The organism is Gilliamella sp. wkB195 (assembly GCF_001690445.1).
In the GTDB taxonomy this organism is placed as follows: domain Bacteria; phylum Pseudomonadota; class Gammaproteobacteria; order Enterobacterales; family Orbaceae; genus Gilliamella; species Gilliamella apicola_E.
This window is the reverse complement of sequence record NZ_LZGP01000018.1, coordinates 52,404-75,913: the sequence shown is the minus strand read 5'-3', so window position 1 is coordinate 75,913 and position 23,510 is coordinate 52,404. Positions and strand designations below refer to the sequence as shown.

Sequence of the window (23,510 nt, the reverse complement as noted above, 5' to 3'; positions counted from 1 at the left end):
GGGGGGGGGGGTGGGGGTGATAAAAAATAGTATTAGGTGATTAAAAGCAAGCTAAGAGTCAACGTCGTTTAGCCATAAAAAAAGCGATTTTGCAGCTTAACGACGTTTGAATTACCCGCCTAGGCGAGTTTATTTTTTAGGTATTTTATCTCAAAAAAAGTTGAGGAGCGGGGTTTTGGGGGGGTAAATTTCACTTAAAAATTATTAAATGAGCCAAATCACTAAATTTCTAATTCAAAGCCCTAAGATAAAATTTTCGAGGATCAATCGCTCTAATTTTAAAGATTTGTAATTGCGATATATTTAATTAAAACAATAGTTAACCAATTATAATTTAGATTCTATTTAGATCCTATTTACAAAAGTTAACGCAATTAAGTGAAAAAAAGTGTTGCATCGTGTTTTTCCAATCACTATACTTTTTACACGGTTTTAGCTAATAGGCTAAAATTTGACAGAAAAGTATAAAATTGTAAATAAATCAAAAAATTACTTGACAGGACAGTCTAAAATGCATTATAATTTTCAACAGCCAACAGCCAACAGCCAACCTGCCAAACCTATCTTTTAAATTCGTTTAAGTCCAACTTCCATCTTAAATTTTTCGCTAACGCTTATTTTTCCACGCAATCAACTGAAATTCTGCGAATTTTCGCGCGATCCTTTTTCAGATCCTGTTTTCGATCCTTTTCCAAATTACCCCGGCAGATTGTTTTTTTTGTGGCTCTTTTTCTTCCTTTTTCAGGTCACACATTGACATCACAGACAACTAGGAATGCGATACAGGGTAGTGCGCCGTATTTGACTTTCGATGGTGGTCGTACTCGTGCGGTTAATACTAACGATCTGCTTGGGATTACTTTATCAGATGGTACTAAGTACACGCCTTCTACCAATTCTTCATCTACAACTCCAATCTCCTTGCCGGTTGCGGGTCAGAGTTTTGCTGATATTAGCATGTTGGTCCCAACTAATACCAATTCAGTCGAATTAAGTACGCTAATTGGTCCGCCTAATAATTTTTGGGGAGATGATGATGGTGATGCTAACGTTACTGCTATTGGTACGTTAAGTTTATCTATCGTCGATAAAAATAACCAAGCGGTATCACGTAATACTGTACCAGAAGTTTGTAAAGCACCTTATAAGGTTACGTTATCCAGTACTAACGGCACATTAACGACTAGTTACGGTGTTCCTAATCGTAGCAATTTCAGTGCAAATAGTGTTATTTATTACGTTAATCCTAAGTCTGCACCAGTGGTTTGTTTTGCTAGACCAAATTTACAACTCGGTTCAGGTGGTTATGCTGGTCCAGCTTCTGTATGGAATCCAGTGGGTGGTTTTATTCCTCAGACATCTTATGGTTCAAATTTTCCGACAACTGGTTCTAATGGTTTGTACTTTGATTTAGATATAGGTGGTAATAATCAGGCTTTGTCTTGGTCATCTGTTTCTCAGGGAGGGATCACTGTTAATATGAGCAATTCTACAGCTACACGCGTACATGTTACCTTAACTGGTCCTGCTGCGACCTTATCCCAACATAGTTCTAGTAATCCTGGTTCTATACCTAAACCAACTTTACCTCAGATATTCGAATTAGTCGGTCGTGACAGTCGTGGTAATGATGTCCTTAAATATGGTTTTATATTAAAGAAGTGGTTCGTCAACCGTGGTTCTATGCGGGACGATTATTCTAATACTTTATCTTGGTGTAATCGTATAGGTTATCGAATGTCTCGCGTAAGAGATTTAACTAATGCAGTTCGTGGTGGGTGGGGGTGGCCTATCTCTGGTGCTACTCCTAACTCACCTGGAAATTGGTATCAGCGTCGTATTGGTGCTGGTTTTTTTACTGAGTGGGGTGGCATAAGTAGTTACTCTGGCTCTGGCTTTGTTGGTTACTACAATTATTGGACTAGTGACCCTAATGGTAGTGACCAGTTTGTAGTGAAAACTGGCGACGGTAACATATTTCCTTTCGGCAACGGTAGCAACGGTCTTTGTGCCTATCCTTAGTTCTTATTCCTTCGTCCTTAATCCTTAGGCCGGTGGCGAAGGTGGTTAAAAAATAGTATTAAGTCATGAAAAGTAAGTTAAGAGTCAACGTCGTTTAGCCATAAAAAAGCGATTTTGTGGCTTAGCGACACTCGTATCACCCGCCTCGGCGGGTTTATTTTTGAGGTTTTTTATCGCAAAAAAAGTTGAGGAGCGGGGTTTTTTGATTTTTTTGGCTAAAAAATATTTATCTTTAAATAGCGGTTCCTTTTTTGGGGACAAAAAAATCTTTTATATCGACTTGTTCATGTTCTAGCAACCACACTTTTTTATCAATTCCACCTGCATAACCTGTTAAGTTGCCATTTGTGCCTACTACGCGGTGGCAAGGAATAATGATGGAAAGGGGGTTGTGGCCGACGGCACCGCCGACTGCTTGGCTGGACATGTTGGCGCTGATTTGTTTAGCAATATCACCATAGGTAATCACCTTACCATAAGAAATTTGTACCAATATATCCCACACTTTATGCCTAAATTCGCTACCTTGTGGTGCTAGAGCCAGTTTTGTGATAGCCGGTTTTTTGCCGGCAAAGTAGTCATCCAACCATTTTTTGGTTTGATTAAATATGGCTAAATTTGGCGCCTCTTCTTTTTGGGCGCTTAGCATTTGGCCAAAATATTTTTGTCCTTCAATCCAAACACCCACTAATTTATTGTGCTGACTTGCTAGGGTGATTTGCCCCAGTGGTGATGAATAATGACTGGTGTGATACATATAAAATCCTTTTTGACCGATTATATTATTATAGCAAGTTCTTATATTGAAAATAGAGATATTACTTTTTTTATTTATGATGGTAAACGGGTTGTTAATAACTATAATATTTGCACTTATTTAAAAATAAAATAATTTTGGAATGAATGATGAATACTAAACCAGCCAATTCAATGTCGAACGTAGCGTTAGCTAGTTTTATCGGCACTGCAATTGAATTTTATGATTTTTATATTTACGCCACCGCTGCTGCGCTAGTGATTGGGCCGGTATTTTTTCCTGATAGTTCGCCATCGGCTCAAGCGTTGCAATCATTTGCAACGTTCGGTATAGCTTTTGTTGCAAGGCCTATTGGGGCGATTTTGTTTGGTCATTTTGGTGATCGCATTGGTCGAAAGTCCACCCTAGTTGTATCGCTTATTTTGATGGGCGTTGCTACGGCGTTAATTGGTTTGTTACCTGGGTATAGTGTGATTGGCTTTTGGGCGCCATTTTTGTTGTGTATTTTACGTTTGGCACAAGGCTTAGGTCTTGGTGGTGAGTGGGGTGGTGCAGCATTATTGGCAACGGAAAACGCGCCAAAAAATAAACGCGCTCTGTTTGGGATGTTTCCTCAGTTAGGCCCTTCGATTGGGTTTTTATTATCTAATGGGGTATTTTTATGTGTTACGCTTTCGCTGAGTAATGAGCAGTTTTTAGATTGGGGTTGGCGTATTCCTTTTGTTCTTAGTGCGGTTCTTGTGGTTATTGGTTTGTATGTCCGATTAAAATTAGTTGAAAGCCCCATTTTCACTCAAGCTTTAGCCAATAAAAAACAAGTTAAAATGCCAGTAATGAATATGTTTGTTCACCATTGGAAAGCGTTGACGTTAGGCTCCTTTTCAATGGTAGGTTGTTATACGCTTTTTTATATAACCACAGCCTTTTTATTGCAATATGGCACTAAATACTTGGGCATTGAAAAAGGTCATTTTTTAGGATTTTTGTGTGTAGCGATTGTATTTATGGCGATCGCTACCCCGATTTCTGCCCGACTTAGCGATAAATACGGGCGTAAGCCGGTGTTAATTGTTGGCTTAATGCTTGTTGCGCTATCTGGTCTGTTGATGACTCAATTTATGGCTAGTGGTAGTGAATTATTGGTGATGACCTATTTATGCTTATCACTATTTTTGATGGGGATTATTTTTGCGCCTATGGGGGCATTTTTACCCGAGATTTTTCCGACTAATATTCGTTATACCGGGTCGTCAGCAGCGTATAGTATTGGTGGGATTTTAGGGGCATCAATTGCGCCAATTATTGCTAATTATTTAGTGGCACATGGTAGTTTGACGTGGGTAGGCTATTATGTGGCGGTGGCGTCAATCATTAGTATCATCGCAACATGGTTGATTAAAGAGACATTAAATAGTGATTTTTCTGAGTAAAAAGTTAAAAGGCTCACTTCGGTGAGCCTTTTTTATCGGTTATTTTACTGCTTTTCCTTTTTCGACATAGCTCATGTCACCTAATGATTCAACAATGAATTTGCCATCATCAGTGTAACGAATTTTAGTGACGCTTGCGTTACCTAGTCCACTTGTGATTGGTTTATCTAACATTTCTTCAACCATAGCCATAATTGCCATGCCATGAGAAACAACAAGAACATTACCGCCACCTTGTTCTTGGGCTGATTTTGCAATTGCTCTTAATGATGCTTGCATACGTGTTTTAACGGCATTGTAGTCTTCTGCTTCGCCTGATTTTTCAACGGCTTTGATCGCATCCATCATTTTTTTAAGGGTGACTTTACCTTTAGCTAAATCAGCCATTAATGCTTTGTCAGACTCATAACCTAGGTGCTGTGCTGCGGGGTTCCACATGTTGGGATCAAGATCGCCTTCAAAATCACCAAAACACGTTTCTCGTAATCCTTCCATTTCGTTAATGCTTAATTTTGTATCACCTTTAGATTCAAGAACAATGCGCGCAGTTTGTCTTGCTCGGCCTGAATCGCTTGAATAGACCGAAATAAAGTCGATACCTTTTAAGCCACGACCAAGTTGCTGTGCCACTTCAATTCCCGGTTTTGTTAGTGGCGTGTCTGACCATCCTTGAGCACGATGGACGTTGTTGAACATGGTTTTACCATGACGGGTAAAATAGATATTCACTTCGGCAGCAAATGATTGTGCAATTGATGCGGTAAGGATAGCGGTTAATCCAATAAGTTTAATGAGTTTTTTCATAGTTTCGTCCTTTTCTATAATAAGTTGAATCGATAATCAATAACGGTTTCGGCTGACAGTGTTGGTGAACGTTGAGCTTTGCCGTCTCTTAATTTTGGCGTAATGTCTTTACTGCTTAAGGTTTTATAAGACCAACCATAACCAAATTTTGACAAAATAGATAGATTTTTAAATGTGCCACTTGTTGGTTTAAAGATGTTAAACACGTTGATTTCGCCATTTTTTAAGGTTTCATGTTTGTAGTTAAATTCACCGTAGTTGAGATATAAACCTGTGGTATTGTCTTTAAAGAAGTCGTAAGTCAATATGCTTGAAAATACCAGTTCACCATCACGCATATAGTCGGCTGCAGCTGCTGCCATACCGTTAAAACGTCCACGATTGTTTTTACCAATATGACGGCCATAGTAACCGATAGCACCTTTGCGGTTAGCATCAGTATAGGCGATACCGAATTTAGCACTCCAGTCGGCTTCTTTCCATTCAATGTCAGTTGCGTAATGCCATGCTGAATCATCAAAATCACGGACATTAGCTTTCATTTTGTCATGGTTTTTAAGTGCGGTACTACCGTAAATTTGTGAACCAAGAATAAGTTTATCCATCGGTTTATAAGAGAACTCGATTGCATGACGTTTGATGTAGTCTTTAGCAACGCCATAGGAGTAATCAAGTTTTACTATTTTGTCATTATACGCAATACCGGCCGTTTTGATATTATCAATGACGTGTTTTCTATCTAAGCTATAAAAATGCACTTTTTTCGATGATTCACGCGGGAAGGCGCTGTCGATGTAAGCAAGTTGTAGCGCTAAGTTTGAGTATTTTAATACGCCACTGTATCCCAAATAACTATAACGAGTTAAATGTTGTGATGAACTCATTACCCCCGTATCTTTTAAGCTATGCCATCCGACTTTACCATTAAAGTTGATATTTTTATCACCGAGTTTGACTTTGGCATAACGTTGAGTAAATTTGTTAAAACCATGCGCATTGTGTTTGTTTGGTTTTTTGCCTGAGTTATAGAGTAGGTTACGAGTTGCAAAGTAGTCACTAGCACCAAGTTTTATAACGTTATCATAGGTGAAATCAAAACCTAGGGTATCGAATAAATAACCCGATTTATAATTGAGCGTAAATGCTTGACCCCATGCACTATGGACTTCTTTAGGTTGGGATGCGTTTTCTTTTAAATACTTCCAATGGTTACGTGTTGAAAATTCAAATTTAGTATCTTTGAAAAAGGCATTATTCAAAAAGCCATTTTCACTATTGATTGAATTTGAATCAGCGGCAATAGCTGAAAAACACATGATGTTAAGTAATGCTAAGGAGACGTACTTTATTTTCATTATTATTTCCTATTTTTATAAATTTTTTTTCCAAAAAAAAACCTAAACACAACCCAAGCTATCAAGCTTGAGTCATATTTAGGTTTTGCCTGCAAAAGCAGTAACAATCCTATTCGACTAAATTTTACTAATTGTTTCTAATTTTGACGATTTTCACCGATATTTAATGATGATTTACCCTCATTAACATAGTCCATACTGCCAATTTCAACTACCTTATATTTACCATTTTGGTAAACAATTTTGACGACAGTTGCATTCGCTAATGGTCTGTTTTTAATAGGATTATCAGTTAAGTCATAAATCATTGCTTGAATCGACATGCCTGATGAGATCACCAATATATTTTTTTGATGCTTAGCCAGTGCGGTCTCTACAATAGTGTGGAGTGCGTTTTGAGTGCGCTCTTTAACTTGGGTAAAGTTTTCCGCTTCATGCTTAGGATCACTTTTGGCAATCGCTTCGGTTAACGTTGTTACTGGGATCTGCCCTTGTACATAACTTTTATAAAAGGCATCAACCGACTTGTAACCCAGTGATTTCATAGCTGCGGATACCATTTTCGCATTAGTACCGCCTTCAAATCCGCCGTAAAAAACTTCGCGTAGGCCTTTTAACTCTTGTATTTTGTAATGTTTTACCCCTTTTTGAGCTAACAACACTTGCATGGTTTCGCGTTGACGACCTGAATCGCTGGTGTAATAAGCATCAAATCTGATGTATTTCTTTTTAAAGCCTTCACCTAAATAACGCGCCGTTTCTATTCCTTTGTCGGTTAAGGGTGAATCGGCCCAGCCTTGTACTAGATCATAGGTATTGAATAACGTTTTACCATGCCTTGCAAAATAGATGGTAACCACATCATCACGATTAGCATTAAACCTACTGCTTGGTTGATTACTACATCCAGTCGAGAGTGCGGTCAACAACAGTAAACTGGTGGTGATTGTGGTTTTAATTATTTTATTTATCATCTTTATCCTCGTAATCTGCTCAGTACATTTGCAGGTAATGCCGAGCAGACATTACCAGCATGATCATTATTTTAAAGTTGCACCTTTGGATGAAATCACAGACTGATACCAATAAAAGCTTTTCTTTTTATAGCGTTTTAATGAGCCTGAGCAATCTTGGTTTAGATCAACATAGATAAAACCATAACGTTTGGTGACTTCTGCTTTTGATGCACTAATGAGGTCAATTGGTCCCCAACTGGTGTATCCCATTACTTCAACGCCGTCGTTAATAGCTTCGCGAATTTGCACTAAGTGATCATTCATATAGTTTATACGATAATCATCATTAACCGTGCCATCTGCTTCAAGTTTGTCTTTGGCGCCTAAACCATTTTCAACAATAAACAGTGGTTTTTGAAAACGCTCATAAAGTAGGTTTAATAAGTAACGAATACCAACCGGATCAATCTGCCAGCCCCATTCAGATGCTTTAAGGTGAGGATTTGGGACCATATCAAGAATATTACCTTTTTGACGGAGTGAATCGTCCGCTGTGCCACAACAACTCATATAGTAACTAAATGAGATAAAGTCGATGGTTTCTTTTAAATCTTCACGATCTTGATCGGTAATGGTTAGCTCAATATTGTTCTCTTTAAAGTAACGATTCATATACGTTGGGTAGTAACCACGAGCCTGAACATCCCCAAAGAATAACCAACCATGATTTTCTACATGTGTCGCCCATACATCTTCTGGTTTTGGCGTAAGCGGGTAGGCGATAGCGCCAAGTAACATATTACCGATTTTGGCATCAGGAATGATTTGATGACACAATTTTACCACACGGCCACTGGCAACTAATTGATGATGAATCGCTTGATAGATTTCGGCTTTAGTACTGTTACGATCTAAACCAACGCCAGTAAAAGGTTCGTGGAGTGACATATTGATTTCATTGAAAGTTAACCAATATTTCACTTTATTTTTATAGCGTTCAAATACTGTTTTGGCATAACGAGTAAAAAATTCGATGACTTTACGATTTCCCCATCCACCATATTGTGTGACAAGGTAGTAGGGCATTTCATAATGCGATAAGGTGACAAGTGGCGTAATGTTGTGTTTTAACATTTCGTCAAATAGTTTGTCATAAAACGCCAGGCCTTTTTCATTTGGTTGCTCTTCATCACCATTTGGAAAGATTCGGGTCCAAGCGATAGATGTTCTTAAACAGGTGAATCCCATCTCAGCAAACAGGGCAACATCTTCTGGATAGCGATGATAAAAGTCGATTGCCCGATCTTTAATACTGGTAATATCGACTTTATTGCGATCGACAATATCACCAAATAGACCATTAGGCGTGCAGTCAGATGTTGATAGCCCTTTGCCATCTTCACGATATGCACCTTCAACTTGATTGGCAGCAATAGCGCCACCCCATAAAAAATCACTAGGAAATGTATTTGCCATGTTTTACTCCTTTTTTGCACTTAACGCTAATAGCGCGTCACCTTGTTGAACGTCATCTTGTTTGAATATGCATTGCACATCGATATAGTCATCACTATTGGTAATAATAATTGGTGTGGTGACTTCAAAGCCGGCTTGTTTAATCGCTTCGATATCAAAGCTAACAAGTCTATCACCTTTTTTCACCTTTTGGCCGGCTTCAACATGCGCTTCAAAATGTTCCCCATCTAATTTAACCGTATCGATACCGATGTGAATAAGGATTTCTGCCCCTGATTGAGTTTGAAATCCGATAGCGTGTTTAGTTCTAAATAGCGAAACAACTTCACCATCTTCAGGCGCGACAGTTTCGCCAATGGTTGGAATAATTGCGGCACCTTTACCCATCAATCCGCTGGCAAAAGTTGGATCATTGACTTGATTTAAATTAATGAGTTTGCCAGTCATTGGACTTGAGATAGTATCGATCTGCGTTTGACTGTTTATTGGCGATTGTTCTGCATTATCCGCTTTTTTATCTTTAGGAATACCAAATAGATAAGTTACCACCAATGCAATCATAAATGAGACTATCGAACCGATTATGGCAGCAAAGAATTTATCATCCAAACCATCACTTGGAATCATTTGTAAAAATGCAAAGATACTGGTGAAGCTAAATGAGAAGATAACCGATTTGAAATAACCAATAATCGCACCGCCAGCCATGGCTGAGAGACAACCGATCACAAATGGGCGTTTTAATGGTAAGTTAACGCCATAAATTGCTGGTTCTGTTACCCCAAATACACCGGATAATGCGGACGAACTTGCCAACGCTTTAACTTGCGGATCTTTACTGCGCATCATCACCGCCAATACCGCACCGACTTGGGCAAATACCGCTGGGAATAAGATTGGCAACATAAAGTCTTGTTGATATACGGTAATATTATTTATCGCAAAAGGTACCAAGCCCCAATGGATACCAAACACAACCATTATTTGCCAAAGTCCTGCTAAAAGCATACTGGCAATAACAGAATTAAGTTCATAAACATAAATAATGCCACTAGCAACAATGTTACATAAAAATGCAACGACTGGACCAATAAGCGCAAACGTTAATGGCACAGTAATGATAATACCGAGTAGGGGCGAAATGAATTTTTTAAATGAGTCATGCATGATTTTGTTGAAGTTACGTTCAAGCAATGAATAAAACCATGCCGCTAAAATTACCGGGAAGACTGAAGATTTATAAGGAATTAATTTAATAGGGATATTGAAAAATTCGGTTTGTAATTCAATTGCTTTTCCTAGCATCTCGGTAATATCCGGATAGACTAACGCGCCACCGATCGCCATTCCAACATAAGGATTACCACCAAATTTTTTAACCGCTGAAAAACCTAAAATGATCGGTAAATAATAAAATGGCGCATCAGCAATAGCGTTTAAAAAAGTAAATGTTGGCGTTTTTTCCTGAACAATGTCACATACTTGTAATAGAGACACAATCCCTTTTAAAATACCGCCAGCAACCAGTACCACTAAAACTGGAATAAAAATACTTGATACTAAATCAATCAGTCGTGACACAATCCCTTTTTTAGGTCCCGCTTCTTGAGGAGCAGGGGTATTATTAAGGCTAGTGATATCCATAATTGCATTAAATACGTCAGCAACATTATTGCCGATAACGACTTGGAATTGTCCACCACTTTGAACGACAGTAATGACGCCAGTTTGTTTTTTAATTATTTCGGCATCTGCTTTTGATTCATCTTTCAATACAAAGCGAAGTCTGGTAGCACAGTGTACTAGACTGACGATGTTTTCCTGACCACCTACGTTCTCAATAATTGATTCAGCAAGTTGTTTATTTTTCATAGCTTATCCTTATTTAAGCGCAAAAAAAAACCTAAACCCCAGTAAACACGGGATTTAGGTTTTGCTTGCATCGATAAAATTAACCAATGCAATAACAATCCAAAAAAAGATTCCTTATTAAATTAACATAAAATAAATTAGCTTGTTGACAATTCATTCGTTAATTTGTGATGTATATCACATAATTATTTTTTTAATTCCGACCTCAATCGTTCAATATGAATAGTGAGATATAAACTTTCATCATCAGATAGCGGATGTTGATATTGTTGGATTAAATGAAGATCTATCTGTTTAGTGCAAAGATAGGCTTGTTCATACTTTTCACGGATAATCTCATACAACGAGGTATCTTGCTGTGCGGATTTACCTTTACTTAAAATGCGGTGCGCAAAAAACTTTAAATGGGTAACAAATCGTTGATAAGAAAGGCTGTTTTCGTCATATTCGAACCGAAAATGATATTTTACGATATTTAAAATTTCACGCATGATTTTGGTCATATTAACAATATTGGGCATGGTATCGTTAAGCTCAGCATTGACAATATGAAACGTAATAAATCCTGCTTCATCTTCATGAAGCTCAACACCCAACCGTTTTTTAATGACATCTAAAGCGTACACACCGATTTCATACTCTTTAGGGTAGAATTTTTTTATCTCCCAGATAAAGTTATTAGGAATATTAAAACCTTGTTTATGCCGTTCAATGGCAAAATAGATATGGTCAGTTAATGAAATATAGATACTATCTTGTAATTTACTGCCTAAAAATTGTCTGGCATGATTGATAATAATATCGGTTGTGGTATGAACTTCGATTGGAATTTCAGAAAGCAGTTCAGCAAATTTGGGTAATATTTCTTGATTATTTAAAGAAAACTGTTTTTCGATAAGTTTCGGGTCGATCTCATCACCTTCCCGTTTTTTAAATCCAACTCCTCGACCCGTAACAATCAATTCATTCCCTTTGGAATCTAAAGTCACTACAACATTATTATTTAATATTTTATGAACTTTCATCTGATTCTGTCTAAATTTTAAGATTGATTTATTATCTATCGCAAAACGAAAATGGAAAGGAGGAATATAAAAAAGTGTGACTTACTTCATAAATTTGAGAAAAATAAATTGATTATTCTCAAAAAATAAACCCGATAGGCGAGCCATATCGGGTTTGGGTGAATAAATAAATTAATTATTGTGCAAGTAGTTTATTCATTGTTTGAATAAATTTGCTTGGATCATTTAATGATCCTTTTTCAGCTAGTAACGCTTGATCTAATAGCAATTCAATCCAATCACTAAATGCGGTTTCGTCTTGCGTATCAGCAACACGTTTAACTAATTGATGATCAGGATTGATTTCAAAAGTATATTTTATCTCTGGTGCTTTTTGTCCTGCTGCTGCAAAGAGTTTTGCCATTTGAGTAGACATCTCGTCGGCAGCGGTAGTGACAATTGCTGGCGTATCAGTTAAACGATGTGTTAATTTAACTTCTTTAACTTTATCGCCTAATACTTTTTTAACACGTTCGATAAATGGCTCAAGTTCTTTTTCGACTTGTTTTTGCTCATCACTATTTTGATCAGCTAACTTCTCGATTGACTCGTCAGATTTACTGATTGATTGGAACTGTTTACCATCAAATTCAGTTAAATTGCTCATCATCCACTCGTCAATACGATCAGATAATAATAAGACTTCAATGCCTTTTTTGCGGAATAGCTCAAGGTGAGGACTATTTTTCGCTGCGCCATAACTATCAGCAGTGATGTAATAGATCTTCTCTTGGCCTTCTTGCATACGGCTAATGTAATCGTCTAAAGATACAGTTTGCGCCTCGCTATCACTTTGTGTTGTTGTAAAGCGTAATAATTTCATAATCGCTTCACGATTAGCATAGTCTTCACCAGTACCTTCTTTTAAGACTAAACCAAATTCACTCCAAAATTGTTGATATTGTTCTTTATCATCTTTGGCAAGTTTATCTAGCATTTGTAAAACACGTTTAGTACAAGCATTACGAAGATTTTGTGTCACTTTATTATCTTGTAATATTTCGCGTGATACATTTAATGGCAAATCATTTGAATCAATTAAGCCTTTAACAAAACGTAAATAATTAGGCATAAATTGCTCAGCATCATCCATAATAAACACACGTTGTACATAGAGTTTTAAACCGTGTTTATTGTCACGATTCCACATATCCCAAGGCGCTTTAGATGGAATATAGAGCAAACTTGTATACTCTTGTTTACCTTCAACACGGTTGTGGCTCCAGCTTAGTGGATCGGCAAAATCATGTGAAATATGTTTATAAAATTCTTTATACTCTTCATCACTCACTTCTGATTTGCTTCGTGTCCAAAGTGCTTGGGCTTTGTTGACTTTTTCCCACTTAACTTCATTTTCTTCAGTAGTTTGGACTTCAACCGGTAATGAAATGTGATCTGAATATTTGCTAATAATTGAACGTAGACGCCAATCATCTAAAAACTCTTTTTCATCTTCTTTTAAATGTAAAATAATTTCAGTACCGCGACTTTCTTTTTCTGTATCAGAAATCGTGTATTCACCTTCACCAGCTGATTCCCACATTACTGCTTCATCGGCTTTAGCTGTTGCAGCGCGGGTTTTTACTGTCACTTTATCGGCAACAATAAAGGCAGAATAAAATCCAACACCAAATTGACCAATTAATTGGCTGTCTTTCGCTTGATCACTACCAATGGATTCTAAAAAGGCTTTGGTACCTGATTTGGCAATCGTACCTAAATTTTCAATGACTTCATCACGAGTCATCCCAATACCATTATCTGCAATGGTTAATGTGCCAGCTTCTTTATTTGTTGAAATGCGAACACCAAGCTCAGCATCACCCGCATATAAATCTGCATTTTCAAGTGCTTTAAAACGGAGCTTGTCGGCTGCGTCAGATGCATTTGAAATAAGTTCTCTTAAAAAAATCTCTTTGTTTGAATACAAAGAGTGAATCATTAAATGCAGAATTTGTTTAACTTCGGATTGAAATCCACGCGTTTCTGTTCCTTGCTTACTCATTGACTAATACCTCAACTATTTTTAGCAATTAAAAGTGATCGATACATTTTAATTGATTAACTTTGACATAATGTTTTGATTAATTGTTGTATTGCTATATGGGAATTAAAAAAAGAATTTCAAGAGGAGAGGTTATGATAAACCGTTGATTGGTGATTTTTTAATTGATTAAAAAAAAGCCCTGATAATGTATCAGGGCTATTGATGATAATTTAATTATCGAGTTTCTGGTAAAAAGCCACAAACTAAAATAAGAACAACGGCAACCGGAATAATTACGCGAGTTAAAATCGTCCAAACGCCAAACCAGAAGCTATTTAAGTTAAGCTCTTTACGAATGACTTTTTGGTTCATCATCCAAGCACCAAAGATAACAGTACCTAATCCTGTCACAGGTAACATAATCTTACTTGTGAGGTAATCAAGCAGATCGAAAATATTTTTATCAAATAGTTTCAGGTCTGCCCATTCATTGAATGATAAAATACAAGCGATACCTAATGCCCAAATTAATACACTACTAACCACTGTTGCGGTTTTACGCCCCATGTGCGTTTTTTCTTCTAATAACTCTACCGTAGGCTCAAGTAATGATATTGATGAGGTTAACGCAGCAAAAGTTAGGAAGATAAAGAATAAACAACCTAAAATTGAACCTGCTGCCATATTACCAAAAGCAATAGGTAACGTTACAAAGATCAGACCAGGACCAGAACCTGCTTCTAAACCATTAGCAAATACTAATGGGAAGATCGCCATACCTGACAACATCGCAACGATAACATCTAAGATAACAACGGTGCGAGCAGTAGAGATTAAGTTCACATCTTTACCAAGATATGAACCGTAAGCCATCATAATCCCCATACCTAATGATAAGCTGAAGAATGCATGACCTAAAGCCGCTAAAATGGCAGTACCATTTAATGCTGACCAGTTTGGTGTGAATAAAAAGTCAAACGCTTGACCAAATGATGATCCACTAACGATGGCTGCATAAGCAACTAAAACCAATAATAAAATACCAAGGCCAGGCATCATTACTTTACAAGCACGCTCTAAACCAGCGCCAACGCCCATCGCAACAATAATGGTATTGGCTGCCATAAACACCGTATGCCAAATCAACAAGCTAGAGGTATTACCAAGAAAACCTTTGAAGATTTGCGCCGTTACGGCACCATTCGCACCATTAAATGTACCATTGATAGCTAAAAAGATATAATCGGTAGCCCATCCGCCAATTACACTATAAAACGAGAGAATTAAAAATGAGCCAAGTACGCCGATAATCCCAACCCAGCGCCACAATTTTGAGCGACCTTCTGAAACAGCAACATCTTCCATGGTATGGATTGGATTTTTTTGCCCGCGACGGCCAATTAACCACTCTAAAACTAGAATAGGCAGACCAATAACAAACATAAATAGCAAATAGGTAAGTACGAATGCTGAACCACCCATTTCTCCAGCCATGTATGGAAATTTCCAAATGTTACCTAAACCCACAGCAGAACCCGCAGCTGCAAGCATGAATCCCATGCGAGAGCTCCACTGTGAATGACTTTTCTTCATAGTACCTGTACTCATGAATATATTTTCCCTTGAGTTTTTGATTAAACATTTAATTTCTAGCATCAGCCGAGGCTGAACTATTTTTTTATTAGATAAATAAAGTGCTAAATCATGCCATGAATTAAGCCTATAGACAAGAAAACATTACGATTTATAGTTATAGCCAATGAAAAAATTTAGCCTATATCGCTAAGTAAAATGGAATTTTTGAGTGGTTGAGTATAGAAATTATGAGTAATAAAAAAAGTTGAGGAGCGGGGTTTTTAAAACGGTTTGATATTGCTAATCATCAACTCATCGCATATATTACATCAATTCCCCTTTTTGATAAGAATACCCATGACACAAAACATCGATTTAAACGAGATAGATAAGTTTGCAAAGTTAGCTGCACAATGGTGGGATCCAAATGGCCAATGCAAACCATTGCATATCATCAATCCATTGCGAGTTGATTACATTAAATCAAACGATTTGAATCAAAAAAATATATTAGATGTTGGTTGTGGTGGAGGAATATTGTCTGAAAGCTTAGCCAAGTTAGGCGCGAAGGTTACCGCTATCGATCTGGCTGATGAATCATTAGCGGTGGCAAAATTACATGCCGAGCAAAATGGTCTTTCTATCAACTACCAAAAACAAACCGTTGAAGAGCACGCCACACAGTTTCCATCACACTATGATGTGATAACTTGTATGGAGATGTTAGAGCATGTGCCTGACCCATTTTCTATTATTAATGCCTGCACAAAACTGCTCAAACCGAACGGAAAACTCTATTTATCGACCATCAACCGTAACCATAAAGCAAAACTTATGTTGATTTATGGCGCTGAATATATAGCGCGCTTAGTGCCAAAAGGGACTCATGATTTTAATCGCTTTATCCGTCCTTCTGAATTAATGGGCTGGGTTGAACAAGCACATTTGACGGTTAAAGATATTATTGGAATGGAATATCACTTACTCAGCAATCAATTCCGTTTAGGTCGTAATGTGGATGTTAACTATATTTTGATGGCACAAAAAGATGAGCTCAATTAAAAGTAGGCGATTGATTATCGCCTAAAAATAAATATCAAATTCTACTAGTCTTTTATATCGAATGTGAGTAGAATACATCGGCAATATTTTATCAATAATCCAACTCAATGGTGAATATTGTCATGTCTCGTATAGTTAAAGAAGCCCTCACGTTCGATGATGTTTTATTAGTTCCAGCCCATTCAACTGTTTTACCTAATACTGCTGATATTACAACTCAACTGACGCAAACCATCAAATTAAACATTCCCATGCTATCTGCTGCCATGGATACGGTAACCGAAGCCGAACTGGCTATTGCCCTTGCTCAAGAAGGTGGCATTGGTTTTATCCATAAAAATATGCCAATTGAAGTTCAAGCTGAGCATGTAAAGCGTGTTAAAAAACATGAAAGCGGAATTGTTCAAGATCCCGTAACAGTATTACCAACAGCAACTATTCAACAAGTAATCGATCTGGCTAAAGAATATGGTTTTGCAGGGTTTCCGGTTGTGACGGAATCGCAAGAATTAGTCGGTATTATCACTGCTCGCGATGTTCGATTTGCAACTGACTTATCACTATCTGTAACGGCGGTAATGACACCTAAAGAGCGCTTAGTCACCGTTAAAGAGGGCGAATCTCGAGAAAGCGTACTGCAAAAAATGCATGAACATCGTGTTGAAAAGGTTTTAGTGGTTGATGATAGATTCCACTTAAAAGGCATGATAACCGTTAAAGATTACAATAAAGCAGAACAAAAACCTAATGCATGTAAAGACGAAAAAGGTCGCTTACGTGTTGGCGCAGCAGTAGGTGCGGGTGCGGGTAACGAAGAGCGTATTGCTGCTTTGGTTGAAGCCGGCGTTGATGTTTTACTTATCGACTCATCACATGGCCATTCAGAAGGGGTACTTGAACGCATTCGCCAAGCAAGACAAGCCTATCCAAATTTACAAATTATAGGTGGCAATGTTGCCACGGGTGAAGGCGCAAAAGCGCTAATTGATGCAGGCGTGAGTGCAGTAAAAGTGGGTATTGGACCGGGTTCTATTTGTACCACGCGTATCGTCACTGGGGTAGGGGTACCGCAAATTAGTGCCATTATGGACGCTGTTGAAGTGGCTAAACAACACAATATTCCAGTTATTGCTGATGGTGGCATTCGTTTTTCAGGTGATATTGCTAAAGCTATTGCCGCTGGCGCATCTTGCGTTATGGTCGGTTCAATGTTTGCCGGAACCGAAGAAGCACCAGGCGAAATCGAACTATTCCAAGGTCGTGCTTATAAATCTTATCGCGGTATGGGGTCACTCGGTGCGATGGCAAAAGGATCATCGGATCGTTACTTCCAATCAGATAATGCTGCCGATAAGCTAGTACCAGAAGGCATTGAAGGCCGAATTGCTTACAAAGGTTTATTAAAAGAGATCATCCACCAACAAATGGGTGGCTTACGCTCATGTATGGGGCTAACTGGTTGTGGAACTATCGATGAGTTACGCACAAAATCGAAGTTCTACCGCATTACTGGCGCAGGTATGAAAGAGAGTCATGTTCATGACGTCCTAATCACTAAAGAGCCACCTAATTATCGAGCGAGTTAATCAATAAATATCAATAAAAAAGGATTCAGTGTAATCCTTTTTTTATGAGTAAAATTTGCTTTCTAAAAAAGTTGAGGAGCGGGGTTTTTGGGGGTTAAAATCACGCTTTACAGCGCTGCATACATCGCTTAACACATTTATTTTATAGGTGCTTCATAAAAATTTGAATAGCGGTTTTTGGGGAGGCAGCCCTAAAATCCAAAAAAACATCAAATTTTAATTAAAAAATTATGAATTTTTAAAGGTTTGTTAAGGAAATCTTTTTAATTAAAACAATAGTATATAGTCCTTTTCAGATCTTTTTGTAATCTCCTTTACGAATGTTAGCAATTAAGTCTATTTAGGGCTATTGCATCGTATTTTTGCCGTAACTATAATCTCCAAGTGTTATAGATTTGTAGTTAGAATCTATAGCGTTAACTATATAAAAATCATAAAGTTACTTGACAGGGTTGTCGTTATGCATTACAATTTGCACCATTGTTCGACTTTAAATTCATCAAAGTTAAGCTCTCAACTTTCATTTTTCCGAGAACTTCATTTTTTCATCTGTTCAAGCAAAATTCTACGAATTTTAGCGCGATCTTTTCATCGATCCAAATTATTTCGGCTGATCTTTGTCGTACTATTACTTCCTTCTTTTAGCCATGCATTAACCGTTAATACCTCGAATTCTATTCACGGAAATGAGCCATATTTAACTTACGATGGCGGTCGTACTCGTGCGGTTAATAATGACGGTTTGCTCGGGATTACACTATCTGACGGCACGCAATATACGCCTTCAACCAATCCTTCACCTACAACCCCAATCGTCTTGCCAGCTACAGGTCAAAGCTTTGCTGATATAAGTATGTTCGTCCCAACTAATACTAATTCAGTCGATTTAAGTTCTCTTATCGGTCCTCCTAATAATTATTGGGGAGATGATGATGGAGATGGTGATGTTTCTGCGACGGGTAGTTTAAGTTTATCTATCGTGGATAACAATAATCAAGCTGTATCACGTAATACCGTACTCGATATTTGTAAAGCACCTTATCAAGTAAAATTAACTAGTACTAATGGCGAATTAACTACGCGTTACGGTCTTCCTCCTAATAGTACTTTCAATGAAAGTAGTGTCACTTATACTGTTAATCCTAAGGCTGTTCCGGTGGTTTGTTTTGCTAGACCTAACTTAAAAAATGGTAAGTATGGCGATAATGGTATTTCTCACGACTTCGCTGGTCCGTCTTGGATGTGGAATCCTGCTAATGGCTTTATTCCTCAATCAACTGACTCATCACGTTATAGTTCAAACTTTCCTACTACTGCTGCTAACAAAATGTACTTTGATTTAATCATTGGTGGTGTTAATCAGGCTTTGTCTTGGTCTCCTGTTACGCTTGAAGGTATCACAGCGACTATGAGCAATTCTACAGCTACAAGTGTACGCGTTACCTTCACTGGTCCTATCCCAACCGAGACTGGCATGGGGCCTAATCCTATTCCTATTGGCCAACCTAGATTGCCTCAGACTTTTGAGTTAGTTGGTCGTGATAGCAATGGTAACCCTGTCGTTAAATATGGATTTGTATTAAAGCAATGGTTCGTCAACAGTGGACCCGCGGCAAATTTTTATTCTCGTGCAATACTTTGGTGTAATGGTCTGGGTTATCAAGTGGCTGAGATAAAGGATTTAACCAATGCATCTTGTCGTGGTAAGGAGTCAGGTAATTGGTGTAGAGGTTTAGTCGGTGCTACTCCTTCTTCACCTAATAATTTTTATCAGCGTTACATTGGTGGCGGCTTTGCTTCTGAATGGGGGATGATGAGCGGTTACCCCGAAGCCAAATTTTACGGCGATACGTACTGGACTAGTACTCCAAACAATGATGGTAAGACTTATCTCGTAGAGTTGCGGAATGGTTCAGCGCATCGGGACAGTTGGAGCTCTAATGCGGTTTGTGTTAATCGTTAGAACTTATTATTAAGGTAGATCAATAGCAAAAGTAAATCAATTCGCTGATGGATCGTTAATTTGATGGCTTTGGAATGATATTTTTTATACATTTTTAGCTAAATGAATAAAATAGTATAAGTATAAAAAGTTTGTAACGTATTGATTTATTGTGTTTATTGGTGGTGTGTGTTATGGTTTTAAAGAGTTAAACTTTTGATGTTTATTTTTTACAAAAGTATAATTTTAAATATTCTCCATAGTGGATCGCGAATTTTGGTGCGATCCTTATTTCGAACCTTTCATTTATTATTTAGGCAAATTTTTTTAACTATTTTGCTTTCTATTTCTTTTTACAGTTATGCATTAACAGTTAAAACTTCAAATATTATCCATGGTAATGCTCCGTATTTAACGTTTGATGGTGGTCATACACGAGCTATAAGTACTGATAGTTTACTAGGAATAACTTTATCTGATGGAACTCAATATACGCCATCAACTAAACCTTCATCCATTACACCGATTGAGTTACCAGCTGTAGATCAAAGTTTTGCTGATATTGGAATGTTTGTTCCAACTGATATTGATTCAGTCGAACTCAGTACGCTTATTGGTTCTCCTTATAATTATGAAGAGGATGATGATGGTGATGGTGATTTCTCTGTTACTGGTAGTTTGAGTTTATCTATTTGGGATAAAAACTATAAGTATGTATCGCGTAATGCAATGGTAGATATTTGTAAGGCGCCTTATTACATTCGTTTATCTACGACAGGTGGTAAATTAGCTACACAATATGGTATTCCAAACAGTATTAAATTTGGTGCCGGTGATGTCATTTATATGATAAATCCTAAGAACGCTGTGCCGAAGCTTTGTTATGCTAGGCCTAATTTAGCACCCGGTGATATGGATGAGAACTATTCTCATGACTTCCGTGGTCCAGCTACGATGTGGAGTCCTTCTGATGGCTTTCTTCCTCAATCATCTTATGATTTAAATTTTCCTACAGCTGGTGCTCATGGATTGTACTTTGATTTAGATATTGGTGGTGGTGGTGAAGATTTATCATGGGAACAAGTCTCTCAAGGTGGAATCACTGCGACTATGACAAAGTCACCGGTTACATCAGGTGTTCGTGTTAAATTAACAGGTCCTTTTGCAACCGAGTCCCAATGGAATTTAGACAATCCAGAGCGTATTGCAACACCTGTTTTACCACAAACATTCGAGTTAATTGGTCGTGATAGTAATGGTAACGCTGTTGTTAAGTATGGGTTTGTGTTAAAGCAATGGTTTGTCAGTCGTGGTACTAATAGTTACACTTATCCTTCGACACTATCTTGGTGTAACAGTTTAGGTTATCGTGTGCCTAAGGTAAAAGATTTAACTAATGCATCTTGTCAGGGAAGCAATTCGCGCACAGAGTGTGATGGTTCAGTTGGTGCGACTCCTTTTTCACCTGATAACTTCCACCAACGTCACATTGGTGCTGGCTTTTTTTCCGAATGGAGCGACTTGTCTCGCTACTCTGGAGCCAGTTTTGACTACGGCGAGGTTTGGACTAGTGACGCTAATGGTAGCAATCGATTTACCGTGAACTCAATATTAGGTTCTGTATATGGATCTGAGTATTCTGGCGACCCCAACAATCGGGGAATTTGTGTTTGGCCTTAGTTTTTATTTTTTGTTCTTAATCCATAGGCTTTAGGCATATAAACGATAGCGTTAAGAGCGTAGCTGACTTGAAGAGTCAACGTCGTTGAGAGATAAAAGCGATTTCGTGGCTTAACGACGTTTGAATTACTCGCTTAGGCGGGTTTATTTTTGCGGTTTTTTATCGCAAAAAAAGTTGAGGAACGGGGTTTTTGGCGCTAATAAATAATTATATTTAGCTTTATTACCCCGTTTATCCGTTAACTTATCAGCTTTCTATTTTATTGCTTTTGCCACTATTTGTTGTGCTTCTTGCTGTAAGGTGGCAAGGTGTTCGTTGCTGATAAAGCTTTCGGCATAGATTTTATATGCGTCTTCCGTTCCCGATGGGCGAGCTGCAAACCAGCCGTTTTGGGTGATCACTTTTAATCCACCGATTGGCGCATTATTTGCTGGCGCGGTAGTGAGGCATTGGGTTATTTCTTCACCGGCTAGCTTGTCTGTGGTTAATTGGCTTGCATCAAGTTTTGCCAGTTTTTGTTTTTCAGCAAATGTAGCCGAAGCTTGAATGCGTCCATAGTATGAGATACCAAATTTATCTTCAAGCTCTTGGTATTGTTCTTGTGGGTTTTTGCCAATTTTGGCCGTCATTTCTGCAGCAAGTAGACATAAGATGATGCCGTCTTTATCAGTTGTCCAGACTTTGCCGTTGGTTCTTAGGAATGATCCGCCTGCGCTTTCTTCACCAGCAAATCCGAGTTTGCCGTGATAGAGTCCATCAGCATACCATTTGAAACCAACCGGATATTCAAGGTATTTTTTGTTTAAGCTGTTAGCTACGCGGTCGATCATTGAGCTAGTTACAAGTGTTTTACCGATTGCGATATCTTTGTGCCATTGTGGGCGATTTTGGAATAGGTAGTTTACACAGGTTGATAAGTAGGCATTTGGGTTCATTAGTCCTTTTGGGGTGACGATACCGTGGCGGTCAGCATCGGTGTCGTTGCCAAAGGCGAGATCGAATTTGTCTTTTAGATTTAGTAGTCCTGCCATTGCCCAGCGGCTTGAGCAGTCCATGCGGATCACCTCATCATGATCAAGATGCATAAAGCTAAATGTTGGGTCGATTTTGTTGTTGACGATTTCTAGGTTTAGGCCATATTTTTCAGCAATGCGTGGCCAATAGGTGATACTGGCGCCACCCAGCGGGTCAACCCCAATTTTGAGTGATGATGATTTGATAAGCGATAGATCGACGATGTTTTGCAGGTCATTAACATAATCGGTTTCATATTCTTTAGTATGCAGGTAGTCAGATTTTATCGCTTTTTCGATCGTGACGCGTTTGACACCATTTAGGTTGGCTTTGAGTAGTTCGTTAGCGCGATTTTCGATCTGTTTGGTGATGTCAGTATCAGCAGGGCCACCGTTAGTTGGGTTGTATTTGATTCCTCCATCTTCAGGTGGGTTGTGTGATGGCGTGATAACGATACCGTCAGCTAATTGTGATTGTTTATTGTAAGTTAAGATGGCGTGCGATATTACTGGCGTTGGTGTGTAACCCCAGTTTTGTGCGATGACCACGGTTTGTTCGTTAGCTATAAAGACTTCTAATACCGATTTTAGCGCAAGTTCGGATAAGGCGTGGGAATCTTGGCCAATAAAGCAAGGACCCGTGATGTTGTTTGCTTTGCGGTATTCCGCCACCGCTTGTGCAATGGCTAGAATATGAGCTTCGTTAAAGGTGCCTTTGTTTGAGCTACCACGGTGACCCGATGTACCAAAGATGACCAGTTGGCTGATATTGTCTGTATCTGGTTTGATTTGGTAGTAATTGTTTTTTAATGTTTCAATATTAATCAGGTCTGTTGGTTGCGCTAACAATCCCGCACGGCTTGGCTTATCCATTTTTTACTCCTCTTTCACAATTCGTTTTATTCACTTTTGTGTTCATTGCGTGAAT

Annotated in this window: 16 protein-coding genes; 6 read left to right on the top strand and 10 right to left on the bottom strand. The window is 38.2% G+C overall.

The window, feature by feature from the left end; translation table 11 throughout:
- Positions 1-753: 753 nt before the first annotated feature.
- Positions 754-2,022 carry a hypothetical protein gene (locus A9G08_RS05240; protein ID WP_141673932.1) on the top strand — a complete coding sequence of 423 codons (1,269 nt, stop codon included), beginning with the start codon at positions 754-756 and terminating at the stop codon, positions 2,020-2,022.
- A 232-nt stretch (positions 2,023-2,254) separates the two neighbouring features.
- Here A9G08_RS05240 and A9G08_RS05235 read toward each other — a convergent pair whose 3' ends face one another.
- A complete protein-coding gene (locus A9G08_RS05235; protein WP_065562681.1) occupies positions 2,255-2,779 on the bottom strand; it encodes a methylated-DNA--[protein]-cysteine S-methyltransferase in 525 nt (174 codons plus the stop codon).
- Positions 2,780-2,928: 149 nt separating this feature from the next.
- Between A9G08_RS05235 and A9G08_RS05230 the strand changes: the two genes are divergently transcribed.
- Positions 2,929-4,209 carry an MFS transporter gene (locus A9G08_RS05230; RefSeq protein ID WP_218058411.1) on the top strand — a complete coding sequence of 427 codons (1,281 nt, stop codon included), beginning with the start codon at positions 2,929-2,931 and terminating at the stop codon, positions 4,207-4,209.
- Positions 4,210-4,248: 39 nt separating this feature from the next.
- Here A9G08_RS05230 and A9G08_RS05225 read toward each other — a convergent pair whose 3' ends face one another.
- The 8 genes from A9G08_RS05225 to A9G08_RS05190 all read right to left on the bottom strand — a co-directional run bounded on the left by A9G08_RS05225 (position 4,249) and on the right by A9G08_RS05190 (position 15,331).
- Positions 4,249-5,013 (bottom strand): histidine phosphatase family protein, encoded by a 765-nt coding sequence (locus A9G08_RS05225; RefSeq protein WP_065562679.1) that lies wholly within the window; start codon positions 5,011-5,013, stop codon positions 4,249-4,251.
- Between the two features lie 14 nt (positions 5,014-5,027).
- The gene (locus tag A9G08_RS05220; protein ID WP_065562678.1) at positions 5,028-6,368 is read right to left on the bottom strand and encodes an OprD family outer membrane porin; all 1,341 of its coding nucleotides are present in this window, start codon (positions 6,366-6,368) and stop codon (positions 5,028-5,030) included.
- A 137-nt stretch (positions 6,369-6,505) separates the two neighbouring features.
- Entirely contained in the window at positions 6,506-7,342 is an 837-nt protein-coding gene (locus tag A9G08_RS05215) for a histidine phosphatase family protein (protein ID WP_081299495.1), read from the bottom strand.
- Positions 7,343-7,408: 66 nt separating this feature from the next.
- Positions 7,409-8,800, bottom strand: a complete 1,392-nt coding sequence (locus A9G08_RS05210) for a glycoside hydrolase family 1 protein (RefSeq protein ID WP_065562677.1) — start codon at positions 8,798-8,800, stop codon at positions 7,409-7,411.
- 3 nt (positions 8,801-8,803) lie between these two features.
- Positions 8,804-10,672, bottom strand: coding sequence for a beta-glucoside-specific PTS transporter subunit IIABC (locus A9G08_RS05205; RefSeq protein ID WP_065562676.1), 1,869 nt, complete (start codon positions 10,670-10,672; stop codon positions 8,804-8,806).
- 185 nt (positions 10,673-10,857) lie between these two features.
- Entirely contained in the window at positions 10,858-11,697 is an 840-nt protein-coding gene (licT, locus tag A9G08_RS05200; RefSeq protein WP_065562675.1) for a BglG family transcription antiterminator LicT, read from the bottom strand.
- Positions 11,698-11,872: 175 nt separating this feature from the next.
- Positions 11,873-13,741, bottom strand: coding sequence for a molecular chaperone HtpG (gene htpG, locus A9G08_RS05195; protein WP_065562674.1), 1,869 nt, complete (start codon positions 13,739-13,741; stop codon positions 11,873-11,875).
- Positions 13,742-13,957: 216 nt separating this feature from the next.
- The gene (locus A9G08_RS05190) at positions 13,958-15,331 is read right to left on the bottom strand and encodes a sodium-dependent transporter (protein ID WP_218058410.1); all 1,374 of its coding nucleotides are present in this window, start codon (positions 15,329-15,331) and stop codon (positions 13,958-13,960) included.
- 324 nt (positions 15,332-15,655) lie between these two features.
- On the opposite strand from A9G08_RS05190, the gene ubiG reads away from it, so the two are divergent.
- From ubiG to A9G08_RS05170, 4 genes are all read left to right on the top strand, one after another.
- On the top strand, positions 15,656-16,360 hold the full coding sequence (ubiG, locus tag A9G08_RS05185; RefSeq protein ID WP_065562673.1) for a bifunctional 2-polyprenyl-6-hydroxyphenol methylase/3-demethylubiquinol 3-O-methyltransferase UbiG: 705 nt from the start codon (positions 15,656-15,658) through the stop codon (positions 16,358-16,360).
- Positions 16,361-16,482: 122 nt separating this feature from the next.
- Entirely contained in the window at positions 16,483-17,946 is a 1,464-nt protein-coding gene (guaB, locus tag A9G08_RS05180) for an IMP dehydrogenase (RefSeq protein ID WP_065562672.1), read from the top strand.
- Positions 17,947-18,406: 460 nt separating this feature from the next.
- Positions 18,407-19,909, top strand: a complete 1,503-nt coding sequence (locus A9G08_RS05175) for a hypothetical protein (protein ID WP_065562671.1) — start codon at positions 18,407-18,409, stop codon at positions 19,907-19,909.
- Between the two features lie 258 nt (positions 19,910-20,167).
- The gene (locus tag A9G08_RS05170) at positions 20,168-21,568 is read left to right on the top strand and encodes a hypothetical protein (RefSeq protein ID WP_141673931.1); all 1,401 of its coding nucleotides are present in this window, start codon (positions 20,168-20,170) and stop codon (positions 21,566-21,568) included.
- Positions 21,569-21,823: 255 nt separating this feature from the next.
- Here A9G08_RS05170 and pgm read toward each other — a convergent pair whose 3' ends face one another.
- Entirely contained in the window at positions 21,824-23,455 is a 1,632-nt protein-coding gene (pgm, locus tag A9G08_RS05165) for a phosphoglucomutase (alpha-D-glucose-1,6-bisphosphate-dependent) (protein ID WP_065562669.1), read from the bottom strand.
- Positions 23,456-23,510 lie beyond the last annotated feature (55 nt).